14 protein-coding genes are annotated in these 18,307 nt (G+C 70.2%); all 14 read left to right on the top strand.

Annotated elements, in window-relative coordinates; translation table 11 throughout:
- Positions 1-102 precede the first annotated feature (102 nt).
- The 14 genes from ACILR4_RS10265 to ACILR4_RS10200 all read left to right on the top strand — a co-directional run bounded on the left by ACILR4_RS10265 (position 103) and on the right by ACILR4_RS10200 (position 18,303).
- Positions 103-2,817 (top strand): type VI secretion system Vgr family protein, encoded by a 2,715-nt coding sequence (locus ACILR4_RS10265; protein WP_395700752.1) that lies wholly within the window; start codon positions 103-105, stop codon positions 2,815-2,817.
- 4 nt (positions 2,818-2,821) lie between these two features.
- Positions 2,822-5,425, top strand: a complete 2,604-nt coding sequence (locus tag ACILR4_RS10260) for a DUF2169 domain-containing protein (protein WP_395700751.1) — start codon at positions 2,822-2,824, stop codon at positions 5,423-5,425.
- A complete protein-coding gene (locus ACILR4_RS10255; RefSeq protein WP_395700750.1) occupies positions 5,425-6,486 on the top strand; it encodes a pentapeptide repeat-containing protein in 1,062 nt (353 codons plus the stop codon). The genes ACILR4_RS10260 and ACILR4_RS10255 overlap by 1 nt, the downstream gene beginning before the upstream one ends.
- A 25-nt stretch (positions 6,487-6,511) precedes the next feature.
- Complete coding sequence (locus ACILR4_RS10250; protein WP_395700749.1) at positions 6,512-7,183, top strand: DUF3540 domain-containing protein; 672 nt, start codon at positions 6,512-6,514, stop codon at positions 7,181-7,183.
- 18 nt (positions 7,184-7,201) lie between these two features.
- Entirely contained in the window at positions 7,202-7,594 is a 393-nt protein-coding gene (locus ACILR4_RS10245) for a DUF4150 domain-containing protein (RefSeq protein ID WP_395700748.1), read from the top strand.
- Between the two features lie 125 nt (positions 7,595-7,719).
- On the top strand, positions 7,720-9,885 hold the full coding sequence (locus ACILR4_RS10240) for a type VI secretion system Vgr family protein (protein ID WP_395700747.1): 2,166 nt from the start codon (positions 7,720-7,722) through the stop codon (positions 9,883-9,885).
- A 9-nt stretch (positions 9,886-9,894) separates the two neighbouring features.
- Positions 9,895-11,013: a DUF2169 domain-containing protein gene (locus tag ACILR4_RS10235; protein WP_395700746.1), complete on the top strand. Its 1,119-nt coding sequence runs from the start codon at positions 9,895-9,897 to the stop codon at positions 11,011-11,013.
- Positions 11,010-12,071, top strand: a complete 1,062-nt coding sequence (locus tag ACILR4_RS10230; protein WP_395700745.1) for a beta-ketoacyl synthase N-terminal-like domain-containing protein — start codon at positions 11,010-11,012, stop codon at positions 12,069-12,071. Before ACILR4_RS10235 ends, ACILR4_RS10230 begins: the two co-directional genes overlap by 4 nt.
- Before the next feature lie 19 nt (positions 12,072-12,090).
- Positions 12,091-12,471, top strand: coding sequence for a DUF4150 domain-containing protein (locus ACILR4_RS10225; protein WP_395700744.1), 381 nt, complete (start codon positions 12,091-12,093; stop codon positions 12,469-12,471).
- 7 nt (positions 12,472-12,478) lie between these two features.
- Positions 12,479-13,492, top strand: coding sequence for an AHH domain-containing protein (locus ACILR4_RS10220; RefSeq protein WP_395700743.1), 1,014 nt, complete (start codon positions 12,479-12,481; stop codon positions 13,490-13,492).
- Positions 13,493-13,505: 13 nt separating this feature from the next.
- Positions 13,506-14,108, top strand: coding sequence for an imm11 family protein (locus tag ACILR4_RS10215; RefSeq protein ID WP_395700742.1), 603 nt, complete (start codon positions 13,506-13,508; stop codon positions 14,106-14,108).
- An 11-nt stretch (positions 14,109-14,119) separates the two neighbouring features.
- Entirely contained in the window at positions 14,120-14,563 is a 444-nt protein-coding gene (locus ACILR4_RS10210; protein ID WP_395700741.1) for a hypothetical protein, read from the top strand.
- A 20-nt stretch (positions 14,564-14,583) separates the two neighbouring features.
- The gene (locus ACILR4_RS10205; protein WP_395700740.1) at positions 14,584-15,795 is read left to right on the top strand and encodes a HEAT repeat domain-containing protein; all 1,212 of its coding nucleotides are present in this window, start codon (positions 14,584-14,586) and stop codon (positions 15,793-15,795) included.
- A 105-nt stretch (positions 15,796-15,900) separates the two neighbouring features.
- Complete coding sequence (locus ACILR4_RS10200; protein ID WP_395700739.1) at positions 15,901-18,303, top strand: serine/threonine-protein kinase; 2,403 nt, start codon at positions 15,901-15,903, stop codon at positions 18,301-18,303.
- The last annotated feature ends 4 nt before the right edge of the window (positions 18,304-18,307 follow it).

Here is an 18,307-nt window from a genome sequence, read left to right as displayed (position 1 = left end):
CAGTTCGTGAACTACGCGCCCCGCGCATGACCAAAGGCGCTGTTCAGCCGCCGCGGCGGAACCGACGATCAGCACCATAGGCCGACAAGGTTCCAGCCCGCCATGCCCACCAATACGCCGATCTCCCTGAAGTCGTCACTGCCCGACGGCGACCTGCGCTTCGATTCGATGACCTTCTCCAGCGGCCTGAGCCAGCTGGAGGAGATGCAGCTGCAGATGCTGAGCGACAAGCCGGACCTGAAGCCCGAGGACATCCTGGGCAAGCCGGTGGACATCACGATCGCGCTGCGCGACGGCGCCGAGCGCCACGTGTGCGGCTACGTGCAGCGCTTCGGCCTCGGCCGCCACCAGGGCCGCTACTTCGGCTACCAGGCCACCGTGGTGCCCTGGCTGTGGTTCCTGACGCGGCGCTCCGATTGCCGCATCTTCCAGGAGATGTCGACGCCCGACATCATCAAGGAGGTGTTCAAGAACCACGCCGCGATCGCGACGCACGAATTCAAGTTGACGCGCACCTACCGCACGCGCACCTACTGCGTGCAGTACCGCGAGACCGACTTCAACTTCATCGCCCGGCTGATGGAGGACGAAGGCATCTACTGGTACTTCGAGCACAGCGCCGGCGAGCACAAGCTGATCCTGGTCGACTCCACCAGCGGCCATGCCGCGGCCCCCGGCTACGAGGAGCTGCCCTACTACGCCAACACCGGCCAGCTCTCACCCGATGTCGACTTCGTCTCGAACTGGCATTTCTCGCGCGAGATCGCCACCGGCCAGGTGGCGCTGACCAGCTACGACTTCGAGAACCCCGGCATGGGCCTGAAGGTGGGCCTGACCGCGCCGCGCGACGACATCGACCTGTCCGACTACGAGCAGTTCGACTTCCAGGGCGACTACGTCAAGCCGGCCGACGGCCAGCAGCTGCTGGACAACCGCATCGACGAGCTGCAGACCCGTTTCCAGCAGCTCTCGGGCAGCACCAATGCCTACGGGCTGGCCACCGGCCACCTGTTCACCTTGCGGCAGCACCCGCGCGACGACCAGAACCAGGAATACCTGGTGCTGCGCACGCACATCAGCGCACAGGTCAACGGCAGCGAATCGGGCAATGCCAGCGGCGAGTTCCGCTGCAGCTTCCAGGCCATTCCGTCGGCCCAGCAGTTCCGGCCGGCGCGCAACACGCCGCGGCCCTTCGTGCAGGGGCCGCAGACGGCCATCGTCGTCGGACCCGCGGGCGAGGAGATCTTCACCGACAAGTACGGCCGCGTGAAGGTGCAGTTCCACTGGGACCGCTACGGCAAGAAGAACGAGACCAGCTCGTGCTGGATGCGGGTGTCCTCGGCCTGGGCCGGCAAGAGCTTCGGCTTCATCCAGATCCCGCGCATCGGCCAGGAGGTGATCGTCGACTTCCTCGAGGGCGACCCCGACCAGCCGCTGGTCACCGGCCGCGTCTACAACGGCGACCAGATGGTGCCCTGGGCGCTGCCGGCCAATGCCAGCCAGAGCGGCGTGCTGACCCGCTCGACCAAGGGCGGGGCCTACGGCAACGCCAACATGCTGCGCTTCGAGGACAAGAAGGGCGACGAGAAGCTCGAGCTGCATGCCGAGAAGGACATGTTCACCTCGGTGGAGAACGACCAGTTCACCACCGTGGGCCGCGACCGCACCGAGAACATCATGCGCGACCGGCGCGTCATCATCGACCGCAAGGACACGCTGATCGTCAACAAGGGTGGGCGCTTCGTCACCGTGGCCGCGGGCGGCGAGGAGGTGCACGTCACCGGCGGGCACAAGTACACGGTCGATGCCGGGCTGTGCGAGAACACCATCAACGTCGGCCGCGTCACCAACGTCAAGGGCCCCGATTCGCTGTCGGTCACCGGCAACTACAGCCGCATCATCGGCGGCAGCACCACCGAGATCCACAAGAGCGGCCTGAAGGTCGGTGTCACCGGCGAGATGCAGGTGTTCACCTCCGGCGCCCGCAAGATGACCTCCGGCGGCGGGGTCGAGTACGTGGCGCCCAGCTTCAAGTGGACCAGCCCGGGCAACTTCGAGTACTTCGGCAACCAGTTCAACCGCACGGTGAACCAGGCCAACGACGTGTTCCTCGGCTCCAACACCGGCACCTACATGGGTGCCGCGTCGGACACGCTGATCGCCGGCTGCCGCAACACCTTCATCGGCGTGAAGAACGATCTCGAGATCTCGCTGGCCACCACCTGCACGATCGGCGCCTCGATCAACACCTCGATCTCGGCAGCCATCAACGCCGGCCTGTCGGCCACCATCGAGATGATGGCCGGCCCCGAGCTGGTGATGGGCCCGCTGGGCCTGGAGCAGAAGACGGTGGACGTGGCGCAGAGCGCGCTGAAGGTCATCACCGGCGGTGGCGGTGCCGGCGGCGGCGGCGGCGGCGGCGGCGCGGGCGCGGCCATCGGTGTCGGCGCGGCCATCGGCGTCAGCGTCGGCGCGGCAATCGTCAATGCGGCGGCCGCCTTCAAGGACATCGCCGACTTCCTCAAGGCCGTGGCCGCCGCCCCGAACTACGGCCAGGCCCGCAGCGCGGCCGACGGCCCGACGCTGAAGGCGATGGTGGCCACGATCTTCGGTGCCGGCACCAACGTGTACGACCAGGCGCACCCCGAGCAGTCGGAAGACGCGATGAAGCAGAAGCAGGACGAGATGGCCAAGGCCGCCGAGGAGCAGGCCGCCAAGGACACGGCCGCGGCCGAAGCGGCGGCGAAGGCCGATGCGGCCAAGGCGGCTGCGGCGGCCAACCCCGGCGGCGGCGCCAACCCGCCGGCTGGCCACTGAGGCCATGCAGGTCCACAAGCCCGCCTGTCTTGGCCTCGGCAGCCGCGTGGTGCAGCACCGCGGCAAGCTGGGCCTGAGCATTTCCGCCACGCTGTACTTTCCGTTCCGCGAGGCCGAGCCCTTCGGCCTGTGGACCGACGCGTCGATGTGGGGCTTCGTCTCGAAGGAGATGGTCGAGCCCATCCTCGACGAAGGCGTCATCAAGACCCAGCCCGAGTTCCTGCTCCATGCGATGGCCTGCCCGCCCGACGGCAGCGCCACGGCCTGCGCGGTGCGCGCGCAGGTGGGCACGGTGCAGAAGACCCTGGTGGTGCACGGCGACCGGCGCTGGTCCGGCCGCAAGCCGGGTGCGGCCGAGCCCTTCGAGCGCCTGCCCATCGACTGGTCGCGTGCCTATGGCGGCCCGGACTTCCTGGCCAACCCGGCGGGCCGCGGCCACGCGCCGGGTCCCGACGGCGTGCAATGGCTGCCGAACATCGAGTACCCGCAGGCGCCGACCACCCGGCCCGACGCCGCGTTGCCGCCGGCCGGCTTCGGCCGCATCGACCCGACCTGGACCCAGCGCGCCCAGTACCGCGGCACCTACGACGAGCAGTGGCTGCCGAAGTACGCGCCGGGCTTCCCGCCCGACCTGGACTGGCGCCACTTCAACCTCGCGCCGCCCGACCAGTGGCTGCCGCAGCCGCTGCGCGGCGACGAGCCCTTCCTGTTCGAGAACCTGCACCCGCTAAAACCCAAAGTGGGCGGCCGCCTGCCGGGCCTGGGCTGCCGGGCCTTCGTGCGCTACGGCTCGGGCCCGCATGCCGGCAAGCTGCGCCATGTGCCGCTGGCGCTGTCGACGATCTGGTTCTTCCCCCATGCCGAGCGCGGCGTGATGGTCTTCCACGGCCTGGCTGACTGCACCGAGGACGACGCCTACGACGTCCAGACGCTGATGGCCGCGGTCGAACGCACCGGACAGCCGCGCTCCGACGAACACTACGAAAGCGTGATGGCCCGGCGCGACGACCCGAAGCTCGGCGCGCTGTTCGCGCTGATCGAGTCCGACCTGACGCCCACCGACCTCGACATGGTCGACCCCGACATGGCCGCGGTCGAGGCCGACTACAAGGTGCACGGCTTCCTCGGCGAAGCCCAGTTCCGTGGTGCCGAGGTCAAGCTCGAGATGACGCGCCAGGACCTGATCGCCAAGGGCCTGGACCCGGCGGCGATGGGCATCCAGAAGCTGGTGCGCGAGAAGCCGCCCACCCTGTCCGAACTGCCGGCGCTGGTGGAGAAGTCGATGCGCGAAGGCCTGGAAGAGACGGGCCGTGCCGCCATCGCCGCGGCGCGCGACATCGTCGAGGCCAAGGCCAAGGCCGAGCAGCATGGCGTGGACCTGAAGGCGCTGAAGGAAAAGGGCCCGCCGAAGTTCAAGGCCGCGCGCGAGCTGGCCGCGCTGGCCCTGCAGCTCAAGCACATGCCCGACCCGCGCGAAGGCGCGCGCAAGCTGCTGGACGCGGCGCCCAAGCTGGCCGAGGCCGAAGGCGCGATGCGCATGAACTACCGTCTGGGCGCGCATCTGCAGGAGCCGGCCGACCCGCTGCCGCCGGCGCAGTCGACGCCGCGGCGCGAGCAGGTGGTGGCGCTGCTGCGCGAGGGCAAGAGCCTGGCGCTGGCCGAGCTGACCGGTGTCGACCTCTCCGGCCTGGACCTGAGCGGCGCCGACTTCACCGGCGCCCACCTCGAAAGCGCCAACCTGCAAGGCTCGCGGCTGGCCGGCGCCAACCTGACCGAAGCCGTGCTGGCCCACGCCCAGCTGCAGAAGGCCGACCTGCGCGGGGCGCAGCTGCTGCGCGCCAACCTCGGCGGCGCGGCACTGGCCGGTGCCTGCTTCGACGAAGCCGACTGCACCGCCGCGGTGTTCAGCCATTGCGCGGTGGACCAGGTGAGCTTCGTGCGCGCCAAACTCACGCAGACGCAATGGCTCGAATGCGCATTCGGCCACTGCGACTGGCGCGGTGCCCAGGCCGGCGGGCTGATGCTGCTGAAGCTCACGCTCGACGGGCTGATCGCCGACGGAGCGAACCTCTCGCAGACGAACTTCCTCGAGTGCTCGCTGGCCGGCGCACGCTTTGTGCAGGCGAACCTGGGTTCGGCCAATTTCGTGCAGTGCGCGCTGGCCGGCGCGGTGTTCGCCGGCGCGCAGCTGCCGCAGGCCATCTTCGCGCAGGGCTGCGACCTGCAGGGCGCCGATTTCGCCCAGGCCCGCCTGGCCGGGGCCAACCTGCGCGGCGCCAAGCTCGCGAAGGCGCGGCTGGTACAGGCCGATGCCGCCGGCGCCGATTTCTCCGAGGCCGACATGAGCGACACGCTGCTGGACAAGGCCTCGTTCGCCGGCGGCCTGTTCATCCGCACCCGGCTCGAACGCGCGAACGCCGCGCAGAGCAACTGGATGAATGCCATCGTGCAGAAGGCCGACCTGCGCGCCGCCGACCTGCGCGGCGCCAACCTCTATGGCGCCGACTTCGCGCAGGTGCAGCTGGACGAGCACACGCAGCTGCTGGGCACGCTGGCCGACCGGCTGAAGGTGCACCCGCGGCGCCGCGCGCCCACCGGAGCCGCCTGATGGCCACGCCCAGCCTCACCATCCTCGAGCTCACGCTGCTGGCCCACCACGGCGAGCCCATCGTCGGCCACCAGCTGCAGGGCATGACGATGGCGCGCGCGCCGCTGCCGGGCGCCGCCTTCACGAAAGTGAACCTGCAGGAAGCCGACTTCAGCAACGCCGACCTGCGCGAAGCGGTGTTCGACCAGTGCGACCTGACCGGCGCCAACTTCACCGAAGCGCAGCTGCGCGGCACGGTCTTCAACCGCTGCCGCTTCCAGCAGGTGCAGGGCGCGCGCGCCAACCTGCATGCGGCCAAGTTCCTCGACACCGGCCTGCAGGACTCGGTGCTGAACGGCGCCGACCTGAACCTCGCGGCCTTTCACCGCTGCCGCCTTTCGCGCACGCAGCTCGAGGGCGCACTGATCGATCGCAGCACCTTCGTCAGCTGCGCCCTGCCGCAGGCGGTGCTGCGCAACGTGCACTTCCACCAGGTCACCTTCTCCAGCATCGACCTGGCCGAAGCGGACTGGACCGGCGCGAGCTTCGTCAACACCGTGTTCCACGAGGTCGACCTGAAGGGCCGCAGCTTTGCGGGCCAGCGCGTGACCGGCTGCCAGTTCCCGGACAGCGCGCTGGACAACGTCAACTTCGAAGGCGCCACGCTGACGCAGAGCAACTTCCAGTCGGCCTCGCTGGCCGCGGCGAACTTCACCCGCGCCGATGCCGCGATGGCGATCTTCATGAAGGCCCGCGCCCAGGGCGCGAAGTTCGGCGGTGCGCGGCTGCGCCACGCCCTCTTCGGCGAAGCGCAGCTGGAACAGTGCAGCTTCGACGGTGCCGACCTGTACCAGGCCTACTTCGCCGACGCCACGCTGCAGCAGTGCAGCCTGCGCGACTGCGAGCTGACCTATGCCGACTTCTCGCGCGCGAAGCTGCCGCAATGCCGGCTGCAGGGCAGCAAGCTCGAACGCGCGAAGTTCCACCGCAGCGACCTCAACGGCACCGAACTGCCCGCGGGCCACGGCGGGCTGGGCACCGACCCGGTCCAGGCCCGCGCCGAACTCTGGCCTAACGGCTGAAAGACACGACCTCCAGGAGCCTCCGATGAGCACGACGCAACACCCCGCGAACCTGCATGGCGCCGATGCCCGGCCCGCCGCGCTGCTGCCCGCGCCCACCCCCACGCCGTGGCAGGGCCCGGGCGTCGTCTGCGCGGTGGCGGAGCAAAACGGCCAGGCGGCCTGGGTCGTCAATGCCGACACCGGCTCGTTCACCGCGCGGGTCGCCGCCTCCTGCCTGCTGCAGCCGCAGGTGGGCGACACCGTCTGGTGCTGCGGCATCGTGGGCGAAGGCGAGGTGGCGCGCTACTGGGTCACGCAGGTGCTCGAGCGCATCGAGTCGGCCGGCGCGCGCGTGCAGCTGCCGGCCGATGCCACGCTGGCCAGTGCCGATGGCCGCATGAGCCTGCACGCCCAGGCGCTGCAGGTGCGCAGCCAGCGCCTGGACCTGCTGGTCGAGCAGGCCAGCGTGATCGGCGCGGCCTGGGAAGCGGTGGTGGGCGCGGTCAAGCTCACCGGCAACAGCCTGCGCTCGGTGTTCGAGCGCGTGACCCACACCGCGCAGCACCACCAGCGCGTCACCTCCGGCATCGACCTGGTGCAGGCCGAGGTGCTGGACCTGCGCGCCGGCCAGCTGGCCAGCGTGCAGGGCGAGCATGTCATCGTGCAGGGCGAGCGGCTGATCAAGTCGCGCGCCGCGCAGATCCACATGGGCTGACGCCAGGAGCCACGCACCATGTTCGCCAACTGCCAGCTGATGGGCACCGACATGGGCTTCCCCGACGTGTGCCTGACGCCCACGCCGGTGCCCACGCCGATTCCCTATCCGAACATCGCGATGGGGCCGATGGCGGTGCCGAACAACCCCACCGTGCTGTTCATGATGGGCCCGGCGCACAACCTGGCCACCACGATCCCGATGACCAACGGCGACAACGCCGGTGTGAACATGGGCGTGGCCTCGGGCACGGTGATGGGTCCGTCGCGCCACCTGACCGGCGCCTTCACGGTGCTGATCAACGGCGCGCCGGCCACCCGCATGACCAGCATGAGCCTGCAGAACAGCACCAACTGCCCGGGCGTGCGCATCGTGCCGAGCCAGACGCTGATCCTGATGCTCGCGCCCTGACGCGGCCGCGGCCGCGCTGCGGCCATCCCTAATTGGCAGGACGGGTCGTGACTTTTGGCCATGGCCCCGGCCAGGTCCATGCACGACCATCGTTGGCAGGTGCTTGCCACAGGTCCGACCCCGCCATGCCGACGTCGCCGATCTCCCTGTCGTCGCCGCTGCCGGCGGCCGACCTGCGTTTCGAGTCGCTGAGCTTCTCGTCGGGCCTCAGCCTGCTGGAAGAGATGCAGCTGCACCTGACCAGCGACAAGCCCGACCTGAAGCCCGAGGATCTGCTGGGCCTGCCGATGGCGGTGACCATCACCTTGCGCGATGGCGCGCAGCGCCATGTGTGCGGCTATGTCGCGCAGTTCGGACTGGGCCGGCACCAGGGCCGCTACTTCGGCTACCAGGCCAAGGTCGTGCCCTGGCTGTGGTTCCTGACACGGCGCGCCGATTGCCGCATCTTCCAGGACATGACGGTGCCGGACATCGTCAAGGAAGTGTTCAAGAACCACGCCGCCATCGCGAACTGCGAATTCAAGCTGGTGCGCAGCTACCGCAAGCGGACCTATTGCGTGCAGTACCGCGAGACGGATTTCAACTTCGTCGCGCGGCTGATGGAGGACGAAGGCATCTACTGGTACTTCGCCCACGCACCGGGCGAGCACAAGCTGATGATTGTCGACTCCAGCAGTGCGCATGCGGCCGCCCCGGGCAACGCGAAGATTCCGTACTACGCCAACATCGGCCAGACCTCGCCCGATGTCGACTTCATCTCGGACTGGAACTTCTCGCGCGAGGTCAAGCCCGGCAAGATCGCCCTCACCAGCTACGACTTCGAGCGCCCTTCCACGTCGCTCAAGGTCGAGACCGCCAATCCGCAGGGCCACGAGCTGTCCAAGTACGAGCAGTTCGACTTCCAGGGCGACTACCTGCAGAAGAGCGACGGCCAGCAACTGGCCGACAACCGCATCGACGAGCTGCATGCCCGCTTCGAGCAGCTGTCGGGCCGCACCAATGCGCACGGCCTGGCCACCGGCACGCTGTTCGAGCTGGCCGAACATCCGCGCGCGGACCAGAACGCCGAGTACCTGTGCGTGCAGGCCCACGTCAGCGCGCGCATCCACGGCCATGAATCGGGCAACGAGGCGGGCGAGTACCAGTGCAGCTTCCTGGCCATTCCGTCGGGCCAGCAGTACCGCCCGCCGCGGCGCACGCCCAAGCCCTTCGTGCAAGGGCCGCAGACGGCGGTGGTGGTCGGCCCCGGCGGCGAGGAGATCTTCACCGACAAGTACAGCCGCGTGAAGGTGCAGTTCCACTGGGACCGCTACGGCAAGAAGAACGAAAGCAGCTCGTGCTGGATGCGCGTGGCCTCGGTGTGGGCGGGCAAGAGCTTCGGCTTCATCCAGGTGCCGCGCATCGGCCAGGAGGTGATCGTCGACTTCCTCGAAGGCGACCCGGACCAGCCCCTGATCACCGGTCGCGTCTACAACGCCGAGCAGATGCCGCCCTGGGACCTGCCCGCCAATGCCACGCAGTCGGGCGTGCTGTCGCGCTCCAGCAAGGGCGGTGCGTACGGCAATGCCAACGCGCTGCGCTTCGAGGACAAGAAGGGCAGCGAGCAGGTGTGGCTGCATGCCGAGAAGAACCAGGACATCGAGGTCGAGAACGACGAGACGCACTGGGTCGGGCACGACCGCGACAAGACCATCGACCATGACGAGACCAACCACATCAAGCACGACCGCACCGAGACGGTCGACCACGACGAGACCATCACGATCCACCACGACCGCACCGAGACGGTGGACAACAACGAGTCCATCACCATCGGCGTGAACCGCACCGAGAGCGTCGGCAGGAACGAGTCGATCACCATCGGCAACAACCGCGCCGAAAGCGTCGGCGCCAACGAGTCGGTGTCGATCGGCAAGAACCGCACGATGGACGTCGCCGACAACGAATCGCTCAGCGTCGGCAAGAACCGCGAGCACACGGTCGGCAAGGACGAAACCATCAGCGTCGGCCAGCACCTGAAGCACAGCGTCGCGAAGAACGCCACCGTGGAAATCGGCGAGAAGCGCGAAACCAAGGTCGGCAAGGACGACCTGGTGCAGGTGGGCAAGAAGTTCTATCTGGAGGCCGGCGACGAGATCACGCTGAAGACCGGCGACGCCAGCATCACGCTGAAGAAGGACGGCACGATCCAGATCAAGGGCAAGGACATCACCATCTCGGGCAACGGCAAGATCGGCATCAAGGCCTCGAGCGACGTGACGATCAAGGGCTCGAAGATCGCCGAGAACTGACAAGCGCGCATGCCCATGTTGCAGGTCGACAACCAGACGCCCTTTGCCGCCGCGCTCTCGGTGTTCCCCGACGCGCAGGGCATCGAGACGGCCTACGCGGTGGTCAAGGCCACCTTCTCGCTCGGGGCCGGCGAGCCGGTGCTCGCCGAGACGCAATTGCCGCTGCTGGCCGCCGATGTGTACTGGGGCGACCCGCAGCGCAGCAGCCTGCGCGCGGCGGGCGAATTTGCGCTGCTGAAACCCGCCACCGACGTGCTGCTGACCGGCCGCGCGGTGGCCCAGGCCCCCGGCACCCGGGTGGCCGACGTGAGCCTGCGCATCGGCCCGCTGCACAAGGCGGTACGGGTGTTCGGCGAGCGGCACTGGGAAGGTTCCGGCCCGACGATGAAGCCATCGGCGCCGCAGCCCTTCGAGCGCATCCCGCTGGTCTGGGAGCTGGCCTTCGGCGGCCTGGCACCCGAAGTGAGCGGCCAGGATCCGGCGCAGCGCGAACACGAGCCGCGCAACCCGGTCGGCCGCGGCATGGCCGGCGGCCACTGGGCCTGGCTGAAGGAGCAGCCGGTGCCCAACCTCGAAGACCCCGCCGCGCCGATCCAGACGGCCACCGACCGGCCGCCGCCGGCCTGCTTCGCGCCTGTCGCCCCCACCTGGCTGCCGCGGCGCCTGTTTGCCGGCACCTACGACGCGGCCTGGCAACAGCAGCGCGCGCCCTACCTGCCGCTGGACTTCGATGCGCGCTATTTCCAGCTGGCGCCCGCGGGCCTGGTCGCGCCGGGCCTGCTGCAGGGCGGCGAGCCGGTCGAGCTGATCGGCTTCACGCTCGGCGGGCCGCTGCGCTTCACGCTGCCGGCCCTCCACCTGCAGTTGGACTTCCGCTTCGACGGCCGGCCGATGCCGCAGCCGGCACGGCTGGAAACCGTGCTGTTCGAGCCCGACCACGGCCGCCTGCAGATGCTGTGGCGCGCTGCGCAGCCAGTCGACAAGAAGCTGCTGAAGCTCAGCGCGCTGAGCGTGCGCTGTGCCGAACACGGGCAGGACGGGCGTCCGCCGCCGCCGCTGGCCCGGCTGCAGGGCCTGCCGCGCAGCTACGCCGACGACGAGGACGCGACGCTCGCGGTGCCGCCATGAGCGAAGCGGATGTCGTGATCGTCAGCGCCGGGCTGATCACGCCGATCGGCCTGAGCCTGGCCGAGACCGCGAGCTCGGCCCGTGCGCGCGTGGCGCGCCTGCGCGAAATCGAATGGCGCGACCGGCGCTTCGAGCCCTTCATCGTCGGCAGCGTGCCCGAGGCCGGCCTGCCGCCACTGGCCGAACCGCTGGCCAATGCGCCGCTGCAATACCGCGAAGCCCGCATGCTGCGCCTGGCCCATGCCGCGCTGGAGGAAGCCCTGGCGCCGCTGCCCCCGGCCGCGCGGGCGCTGCCGCTGCTGCTGGGCCTGCCCGAGCACCACACGACGATGCCGCTGGACCCGGGGCGCTTCCTCGAGCGCCTGGACCAGCAGGTGCCCGGCTGCATCGACGTGGCCACCAGCCTGGCCGCGCCGCGGGGCCGCGCCGCGGGCCTGCTGGCGATCGAGCTGGCCATGGCGCGCCTGGCGGCGGGCGAGCATGCGTTCGTGCTGGTGGGCGGCGTCGACTGCCTGGTCGACCTGTACGTGCTGGGCACGCTGGACCTCGAAGGCCGCATCCGCAATGAAGCAGCCAGCGACGGCTTCAGCCCGGCCGAAGGCGCCGCGTTGCTGCTGCTGACGCGCGCCGACACGGCCCGCTCGCTGGGCCTGGCGCCGCTGGCAGCGCTGACCGCCAGCGCCCACGGCCACGAAGAGGGGCACGTCTATGCCGAGGCGCCCTACCTCGGCGAGGGCCTGGCGGCCACCTTCGCTCAGCTGCTGGCCGCGCCGCCGGCCCGGCCGATCGGCAGCGTGTACGCCAGCTTCAACGGCGAGCGCTACTGGGCGCGCGAATTCGGCGTCGCGCGCCTGCGGCAGGCGCAGGCCTTCGATCCCGAGCACCAGATGGAGCATCCCGCCGAATGCTTCGGCGACCTGGGCGCGGCGCACGGCGCGGCGCTGGCCGCGCTGGCCGCGCACGGCGTGGCGCTCGGCTACCGCCGCGCGCCCAGCCTGGTCTATGCCTCGTCCGACCGCGGCGAGCGCGCCGCCGCGCTGGTCGACGAACCGAGCTAACCCATCAAGAGAGCGTCACATGCCCTGCACCGTCCACAACATCCGCGGCTTCGCCCACAAGGGCAGCGGCGGCATGAGCATGGTCTTCCCCGACGTCTGCAAGACCCCGGCGCCCCCGGCCCCGCCGATCCCGATTCCCTACCCCAACACCGGCAAGTCCGCCGACACCAGCCAGGGCACGACCCAGGTCGAAGCCGACGGCAACATGATCATGGTGAAGAGCGCCAAGTACATGATGAGCATCGGCGACGAACCCGGCAGCATCGGCGGCATCATCAGCAACACCTTCAAGAGCGAGTGCGAGTACCTGATGTATTCGTTCGACGTGATGATCGAAGGCAAGAACGTGTGCCGCATGGGGGATCCGCTGTGGCACAACAAGAAGAACATTTGCGGGTGAGGCGGCGATGACGCAGCTGGGCGAAATGGTCAAGGCCGGCTTCGTCGACGACTTCGACGTCGATTGCCCGTTCCACGAGAAGAAGCACACCTGCGACGGCACCAAGAACAACTACCAGGCCGGCGACGCCAAGACCTTGGGCGAGAACCTGGACGATGGTTCGGCCGGAACCAGCACCGTGCAGAGAGATGCTGCGTCACCCGACAACACCTACCGCAGCCCGGAGAAGTTCGTCGACCCGGACGAGGCCTACGACGAAGAGACGCGCGAAGTGCAGATCGTCGCGGGCAACGACAACTGCATCTACCCGGTGGCCTACTCCGCTCACCACCTGATACCGGCGAAGGAGTCGCTCAAGCGGGCCACCAAGCTCCACAAGTTCATCGACAAGGGCAAGGGCGCGATCTGCTGCAACCTGGGCTACGACGTCGACGGCAACGAGAACGGCGTCTGGCTGCCGGGCCTGCACGCCGTCAACAGCAAGGGCCTCAACCTCTGGGGCGCGGCCTCCACCGACCTGCCGGACGATGAGGAAGTGGGCCGCAAGGCCGTCAAGCGCGCCGAGCTGGAGGACCGCAAGACCAAGTGGACCTACTCGCCGCTGGACGGGCCCAAGCCCTCCGACGGGCCGGCCGCCTTTGCGTCGACGAACATGAAGTGGATGTACGTTCAGGCGGCGATGAACTTTGCGCCGGTCGGCAAGCGCCAGTTTCACGACCGGCATCCGGACTACAGCGGCAAGGTCTGCGAGCACCTCGAAGACGTGGCCACCGTGCTCGAGGGCCTGCTGGGCCTGGGCGGCGTCGAGCCCAGCTGCAAGAAGTGCAAGGACGCGAAGGGCAAGCCCGTGCCGCCGATCGCGCTGCTGGGCATGCTGAATGGCTCTTCGCGCTGGTTCCGCGGCAAGCTCGTCGGGACCACGCGCGACAGCGTCTACTACACCTCCAGCTGGTGCGGACCGGCCGCGCCGGCACCGGCGCTGGTCATCCCGCGCAAACGCAAGCGCGGTTCTTCGAAGTGATCCGAGGCGCTCGATGAGCTACTACACCTTCAAGCAACGACGCATCGTCGATGAAGACGGCGTGGACTATGAGGTCATGCACTTCAGCTGCGACGACGATGCCATCGTCGACCTGCCCTGGCTGCGGGGCATCCGCTTCGAGCACGCGCCGCCGCAGCCGATCCGGCTGCGCTTCGAGGATGACACGCCCGAGGACGGCGTGTTCATCGACTACCTGGGCCAGCCGATGCCGCTGGTCAGCCAGGCGCTGCGCGACGTGCTGCTGCGCGCCGGCGCCGCCAACCTGGAGTTCTTCGACACCATCATCGAAGGCGCCGCCGAGTACGAGGACATTCCGCGCTATTACGCAATGAACGTGGTCGGCCGCATCGAAGTGGCCGATCCCGCCCAATCCACCGGCGTGCGCGCCTTCGGCGTGATGGGGGCAGATCTCTACGACACCTTCGTGCCCCGGGAAGGTCTGCCGCAGGGGCTGGCCATCTTCCGCATGGCCGAACAGGCATCGACCCTGCTCGTGTCATCGCAGGTGGTGCACCTGTGCGAACAGCTGGGCGTGCAGACGCTCGAGTTCCTGCCCCTTGCGCCGCATGGGCCGGGCTCGCCCACCAAGACCTGAAGGAGGCCACCATGTCCGCTCGAATCGCCGCGCTGGTCAGTTCCCTGCCGGCAGTTGCCACGGTCGACGGCCACCCCGAGACGCTGCTCACGGGACGCCTGGAACGCATCGAACCCGACGGCAGCCTGATCGTCGAATTGCCGGTCCTGGGACTGCAAAACGTTGCCTGGCTGGAGACGGGCGCCCCCGGGAACATCAAGCTGGCCCTCGGCGACGAACTCCTGATCGCACGCCTGCCTGGCGCTTCGCTGGCGGTGGCGCTGGGGCGCATTGGGCGGTATGCACCGCCCTCCGAGCACCTGACCATCGAGGCACAGGGCTCGTTGAGCCTCAAGTGTGGCGCCAGCTCGGTCGACCTCCGCGCCGACGGCAAGGTCATGATCCGCGGCGAAGACGTGCTGGTGCGCGCCAAGGGCACGCAGCGCATCCGCGCCGGCACGGTCGCGATCAATTGAGTCGCTGACGCCCAAAAGACATGGCCACACCGCGCCAGCGCTACATCCCCGAGCTGCTCGAGGTGCATGCGGCGGACCTGGCCTTCCTGTGGGACCAGCGCCGCAGCGCGATGGCTTCGCGCCGGCACACGCTGCGCGAGTTCGGCGAACTCAACGAGCGCATCGAGGCGCACCTGCAGGGCCTGCTGATCGCGCCGCCCGATGCGCTGCTGGGTCTGCTGCGGCCGCAGCTGGCGGCAGACGACCGCGGCGAGGCCTTCGCCGCCGCCTTCGCACTGCTGCGCGCGAACCAGCCGATGCTCACCGCGCTGGTGCTCGACGCCTTCGAGCGTGCCCGCGGCCCGACGCTCGACGGCCTGTGCGATGCGCTGAGCGCGGCGCCCTTCGGCTCGTTCATCGGTGAACTGCAGAGCGTGTTCGATCGCGCGGAGCCGCGCTCCGCGGTGGCCGCTGCCGCGGTGCTGGCCAACCACCGGCTGCTGACCAGCCAGAGCGCGCGCCTGCCCGAACTGCTGCTGCACGACGACCCGCAGGTGTGCGAACGGGCCTGGCGGGCCGCAACGGTGACCGACGCGCGCGATCCGGCCCCCGCCCACACGCGGCCCTACCAGCATGCGCTGAACCATCCGTCGCCGCGGGTGCGCCATGCCGCCTGGGCCGCCGCGGCCTGGACTGGCCAGGCCCAGGCATTGCCGCTGCTGCGCCACCTGGCCGAGCGGGGCGATGCGGTGGCGCTGCATTGGCTGGCGGTGCTGGGTGGACCGGACGACGTGCCCCGGGTGCAGCAGGCAGCGCTGGCCCTGGAAGATGCGCCCGCGCGCTGCCGGCTGCTGGCCCGCTTCGGCCATCCGTCCGGGTTGAATGCGCTGGTGCGCTGGATGGCGTCAGACGATGCCGCGCGCGCGGCCGCCGCCGGCGAGGCCTTCGAGCGCATCACCGGCATCGAGGTCCACGGCGAGCGCCGTCCGCTGCCGGTGGCCGAGGACGCCGACGCGTTCGAGCGCGAGATGGCGCCGCTGGTGTGGCTGCCCGATGCCGACAAGGCCCGCGCCCTGATCGACCGGCACGGCGAGGCCTGGGCCGCAGGGGGGCGCTGGTGCCGCGGGCGGCGCTTCGACCTCGAGCCCTCGCCGGCGCTGCTGGCCGACGCAGACCTCGAACTGCGCTGGGACATCGGCGCCCGCGCCGCGCTGGCGGACCAGCCCGTGTGCTGGCCGCCACCCGTCCATTGAATGAGCTTCGAGGGTTCCAATCGGTGCGTGGGCGGCTCCAGGCATGCTTGAATCAACGGTCCGGCGCGCCGTGCCGCCGTGACGCCATCCGCTAGGGTCGTCCCGATGTCCGTTCCCACCCACCTGGGCAAGTACGAGATCCGCCGCGAGCTGGGCAAGGGCTCGATGGGGGTGGTGTACGAGGCCTTCGATCCGTACATCGAGCGCCGCGTCGCGATCAAGATCATCCGGCAGGACCAGTTCGGCCCGTCGCAGACGCGCGACCTGCTGGCCCGGCTGCGGCGCGAGGCCCAGGCCGCGGGCCGGCTCAACCACCCGGGCATCGTCGCCATCTACGACTACGGCGAAGACGCCACGCTCGGCGGCACGGGCCTGGCCTTCATCGCGATGGAACTGATCGACGGCCACGAGCTGAAGGACTACTTCGACGGCGACCACCGCTTCAGCCCGGCCGACATCGTGCGCATCATGGGGGAGGTGCTGGCCGCCCTGCAGCATGCACACGAGCGCGGCGTGACGCACCGCGACGTGAAGCCGAGCAACGTGATCCTGCTGCGCAACGGCGCGGTGAAGGTGGCCGACTTCGGCGTGGCGCGGCTCGATTCGTCGGAGATGACGCAGGCCGGCACGATGATCGGCACGCCGATGTACATGGCGCCCGAACAGATCCTCGGCCAGCCGGTGGACGGCCGCGCCGACCTGTTCGCCTGCGGCGTGATGCTGTACCAGTTCCTCACCGGCGAGAAGCCCTTCACCGGCTCGATCACCACGGTGATGCAGAAGGTGCTGCACCAGGACCCGGTGCCGGCCACGCAGCTCAACACCACGCTGCATCCGGTGTGGGACGCGGTGCTGCGCAAGGCGCTGGCCAAGCGGCCGGAAGACCGCTACCAGAGCGCGGCCGAGATGGCCGAGGCGATCCGCGTCGCGGCCCTGGCGCCCGCCGGCGGCGGCGACCGTGCGGCGGACGACGAGGTGACGATCCTGCTGCCGATACCGCCCTCCGCGACCCCGGCCGCGGCGACGCCGGCCGCTGCATCCGTGCCGCCGGTCTCAGCCCGGCCGGCCTCGGGACCGCCCTCCCCGCCAACCTCCCTGCCGCCTTCCGCACCGGCGCCCGCCCCCGTGCCGGCCCCGCCGGCGGTGGCCGCGCAGCGCGGCGGCGTCAAGCCGGCCACGGTCGCCATCGCGGCGGCGGTGATCGGTGGCGCCGGGCTGGCGGCGTACCTCGGGCTGTCGGGCCGCGGCGACAAGCCGACCGTCGTGGCGACGGCGCCGGCACCGGTCGACCTGGCGTCCAGCCCGGGACTGGCCCCGGTGCCCGCCCCGCCCCCGGTGTCCGCGCCCGTCGTGCCTGCGCCGACGCCACCGGCGACGCAGCCCACCAGCCCGGCGCCGCCGGCGGCGGTCAAGGCGCCGCCCCCGGGGCCCGCAGCCGCGTCGGCACCGGCCACCAAGCCTGCGGCAGCGCGCGCCGAGGCGGCCGCGCCCAGGCCAGTAGGCGTGTCACCGCCCCCGCCGGCCGCAACGCCGGTGCCGGCCCCGCCCGGCAACGAGTGGCAGCCGCGCGTGGCCAGGCTCGAGGCCTTGCGCGCGCCGCCCGCACTGGCCCTCCAGCTGGCGGTCCTGCTCGAGCCCCTGTCGGCAGACGAGCGCAGCCTGGCCGCGGAATTCGAAGCGCAGTTCAAGCTGCGGCCCATGGCCAGCGCGCTGCTGTTCGGCGTCGGGCCCGACGGGTACTTCCGCTACACGTGGCAGACCCGCGCGATGTCGGCCGAGCGCGCCGTCGAGCTCGCCCGCAAGCGCTGCGGCGAGATGCCGGCCAGCGGCTGCAGCGCGGTGATCGTCAATGGCGACACCCGGCGCGAGGGCCTGCTGAGCGCGGCACGCGAACTCGGCGCGCAGCCGCCGGCCGCGGTGCGCCAGCGGGTCCTGCGCGCCTTTGAACGCACGCTGGGCGAATGGCGCCAGGCCGATGCCGCTTCGCTGCAGGCGCGGGCACCGTCGGCGGCGCCCGCGCCGCCGCCGCCCGCCCCCAGCCCCGCGCCGGCGCCCTCGCGCCCGCTCGAGGCCTCGCCGGCGGAGGCCGCCCGGGCCGAATGGGCGCTGGCGGTCGCGCGCCTGCACAGCGACAGCACGATGAGCCTGGCCTCGGGCCTGGCGACGCTGCTGCATGTCACCGCGGCCGATGACCTGGCGCAGCTGGACAGGCTGCAGAGCGCCGTCAAGCGCATGCGCTGGAACAGCGCGCTGGCGCTGGGCGAGCGCAACGGCTACCTGGTGTGGGGCCACGTCAGTGGCGAGCGTCGCAGCGACTGGGCACAGGAACGCGCGCTGGGCGACTGCAGCCGCGGCAGCGCGACACCCTGCACGGTGGTGGTGGCCGACGGCAGCTTCCGGCGCGAGGGCTTGATGGCGGTCGCCGGGCGCCTGGGCAGCCGCCACCAGCAGGCCGTGCGCGAGGTCTTCCTGCGCCAGGTGCAACGCTCGCTGCAGTCGGGCTTCTAAGGCA

Source organism: Aquabacterium sp. (genome assembly GCF_044226965.1).
Classification (GTDB): domain Bacteria; phylum Pseudomonadota; class Gammaproteobacteria; order Burkholderiales; family Burkholderiaceae_C; genus Pseudaquabacterium.
The sequence above is the reverse complement of the archived record's forward strand: the minus strand, read 5'-3'. Positions and strand labels throughout refer to the sequence as shown.

Excerpts from the sequence above, each read along its gene's own strand:
- ACILR4_RS10225 (WP_395700744.1), top strand. The coding sequence starts at position 12,091 with ATGCCCTGCACCGTCCACAACATCCGCGGCTTCGCCCACAAGGGCAGC.
- ACILR4_RS10255 (WP_395700750.1), top strand. The coding sequence starts at position 5,425 with ATGGCCACGCCCAGCCTCACCATCCTCGAGCTCACGCTGCTGGCCCAC.
- ACILR4_RS10260 (WP_395700751.1), top strand. The coding sequence starts at position 2,822 with ATGCAGGTCCACAAGCCCGCCTGTCTTGGCCTCGGCAGCCGCGTGGTG.
- ACILR4_RS10215 (WP_395700742.1), top strand. The coding sequence starts at position 13,506 with ATGAGCTACTACACCTTCAAGCAACGACGCATCGTCGATGAAGACGGC.
- ACILR4_RS10235 (WP_395700746.1), top strand. The coding sequence starts at position 9,895 with ATGCCCATGTTGCAGGTCGACAACCAGACGCCCTTTGCCGCCGCGCTC.
- ACILR4_RS10210 (WP_395700741.1), top strand. The coding sequence starts at position 14,120 with ATGTCCGCTCGAATCGCCGCGCTGGTCAGTTCCCTGCCGGCAGTTGCC.
- ACILR4_RS10200 (WP_395700739.1), top strand. The coding sequence starts at position 15,901 with ATGTCCGTTCCCACCCACCTGGGCAAGTACGAGATCCGCCGCGAGCTG.
- ACILR4_RS10250 (WP_395700749.1), top strand. The coding sequence starts at position 6,512 with ATGAGCACGACGCAACACCCCGCGAACCTGCATGGCGCCGATGCCCGG.
- ACILR4_RS10230 (WP_395700745.1), top strand. The coding sequence starts at position 11,010 with ATGAGCGAAGCGGATGTCGTGATCGTCAGCGCCGGGCTGATCACGCCG.
- ACILR4_RS10205 (WP_395700740.1), top strand. The coding sequence starts at position 14,584 with ATGGCCACACCGCGCCAGCGCTACATCCCCGAGCTGCTCGAGGTGCAT.
- ACILR4_RS10265 (WP_395700752.1), top strand. The coding sequence starts at position 103 with ATGCCCACCAATACGCCGATCTCCCTGAAGTCGTCACTGCCCGACGGC.
- ACILR4_RS10240 (WP_395700747.1), top strand. The coding sequence starts at position 7,720 with ATGCCGACGTCGCCGATCTCCCTGTCGTCGCCGCTGCCGGCGGCCGAC.
- ACILR4_RS10245 (WP_395700748.1), top strand. The coding sequence starts at position 7,202 with ATGTTCGCCAACTGCCAGCTGATGGGCACCGACATGGGCTTCCCCGAC.
- ACILR4_RS10220 (WP_395700743.1), top strand. The coding sequence starts at position 12,479 with ATGACGCAGCTGGGCGAAATGGTCAAGGCCGGCTTCGTCGACGACTTC.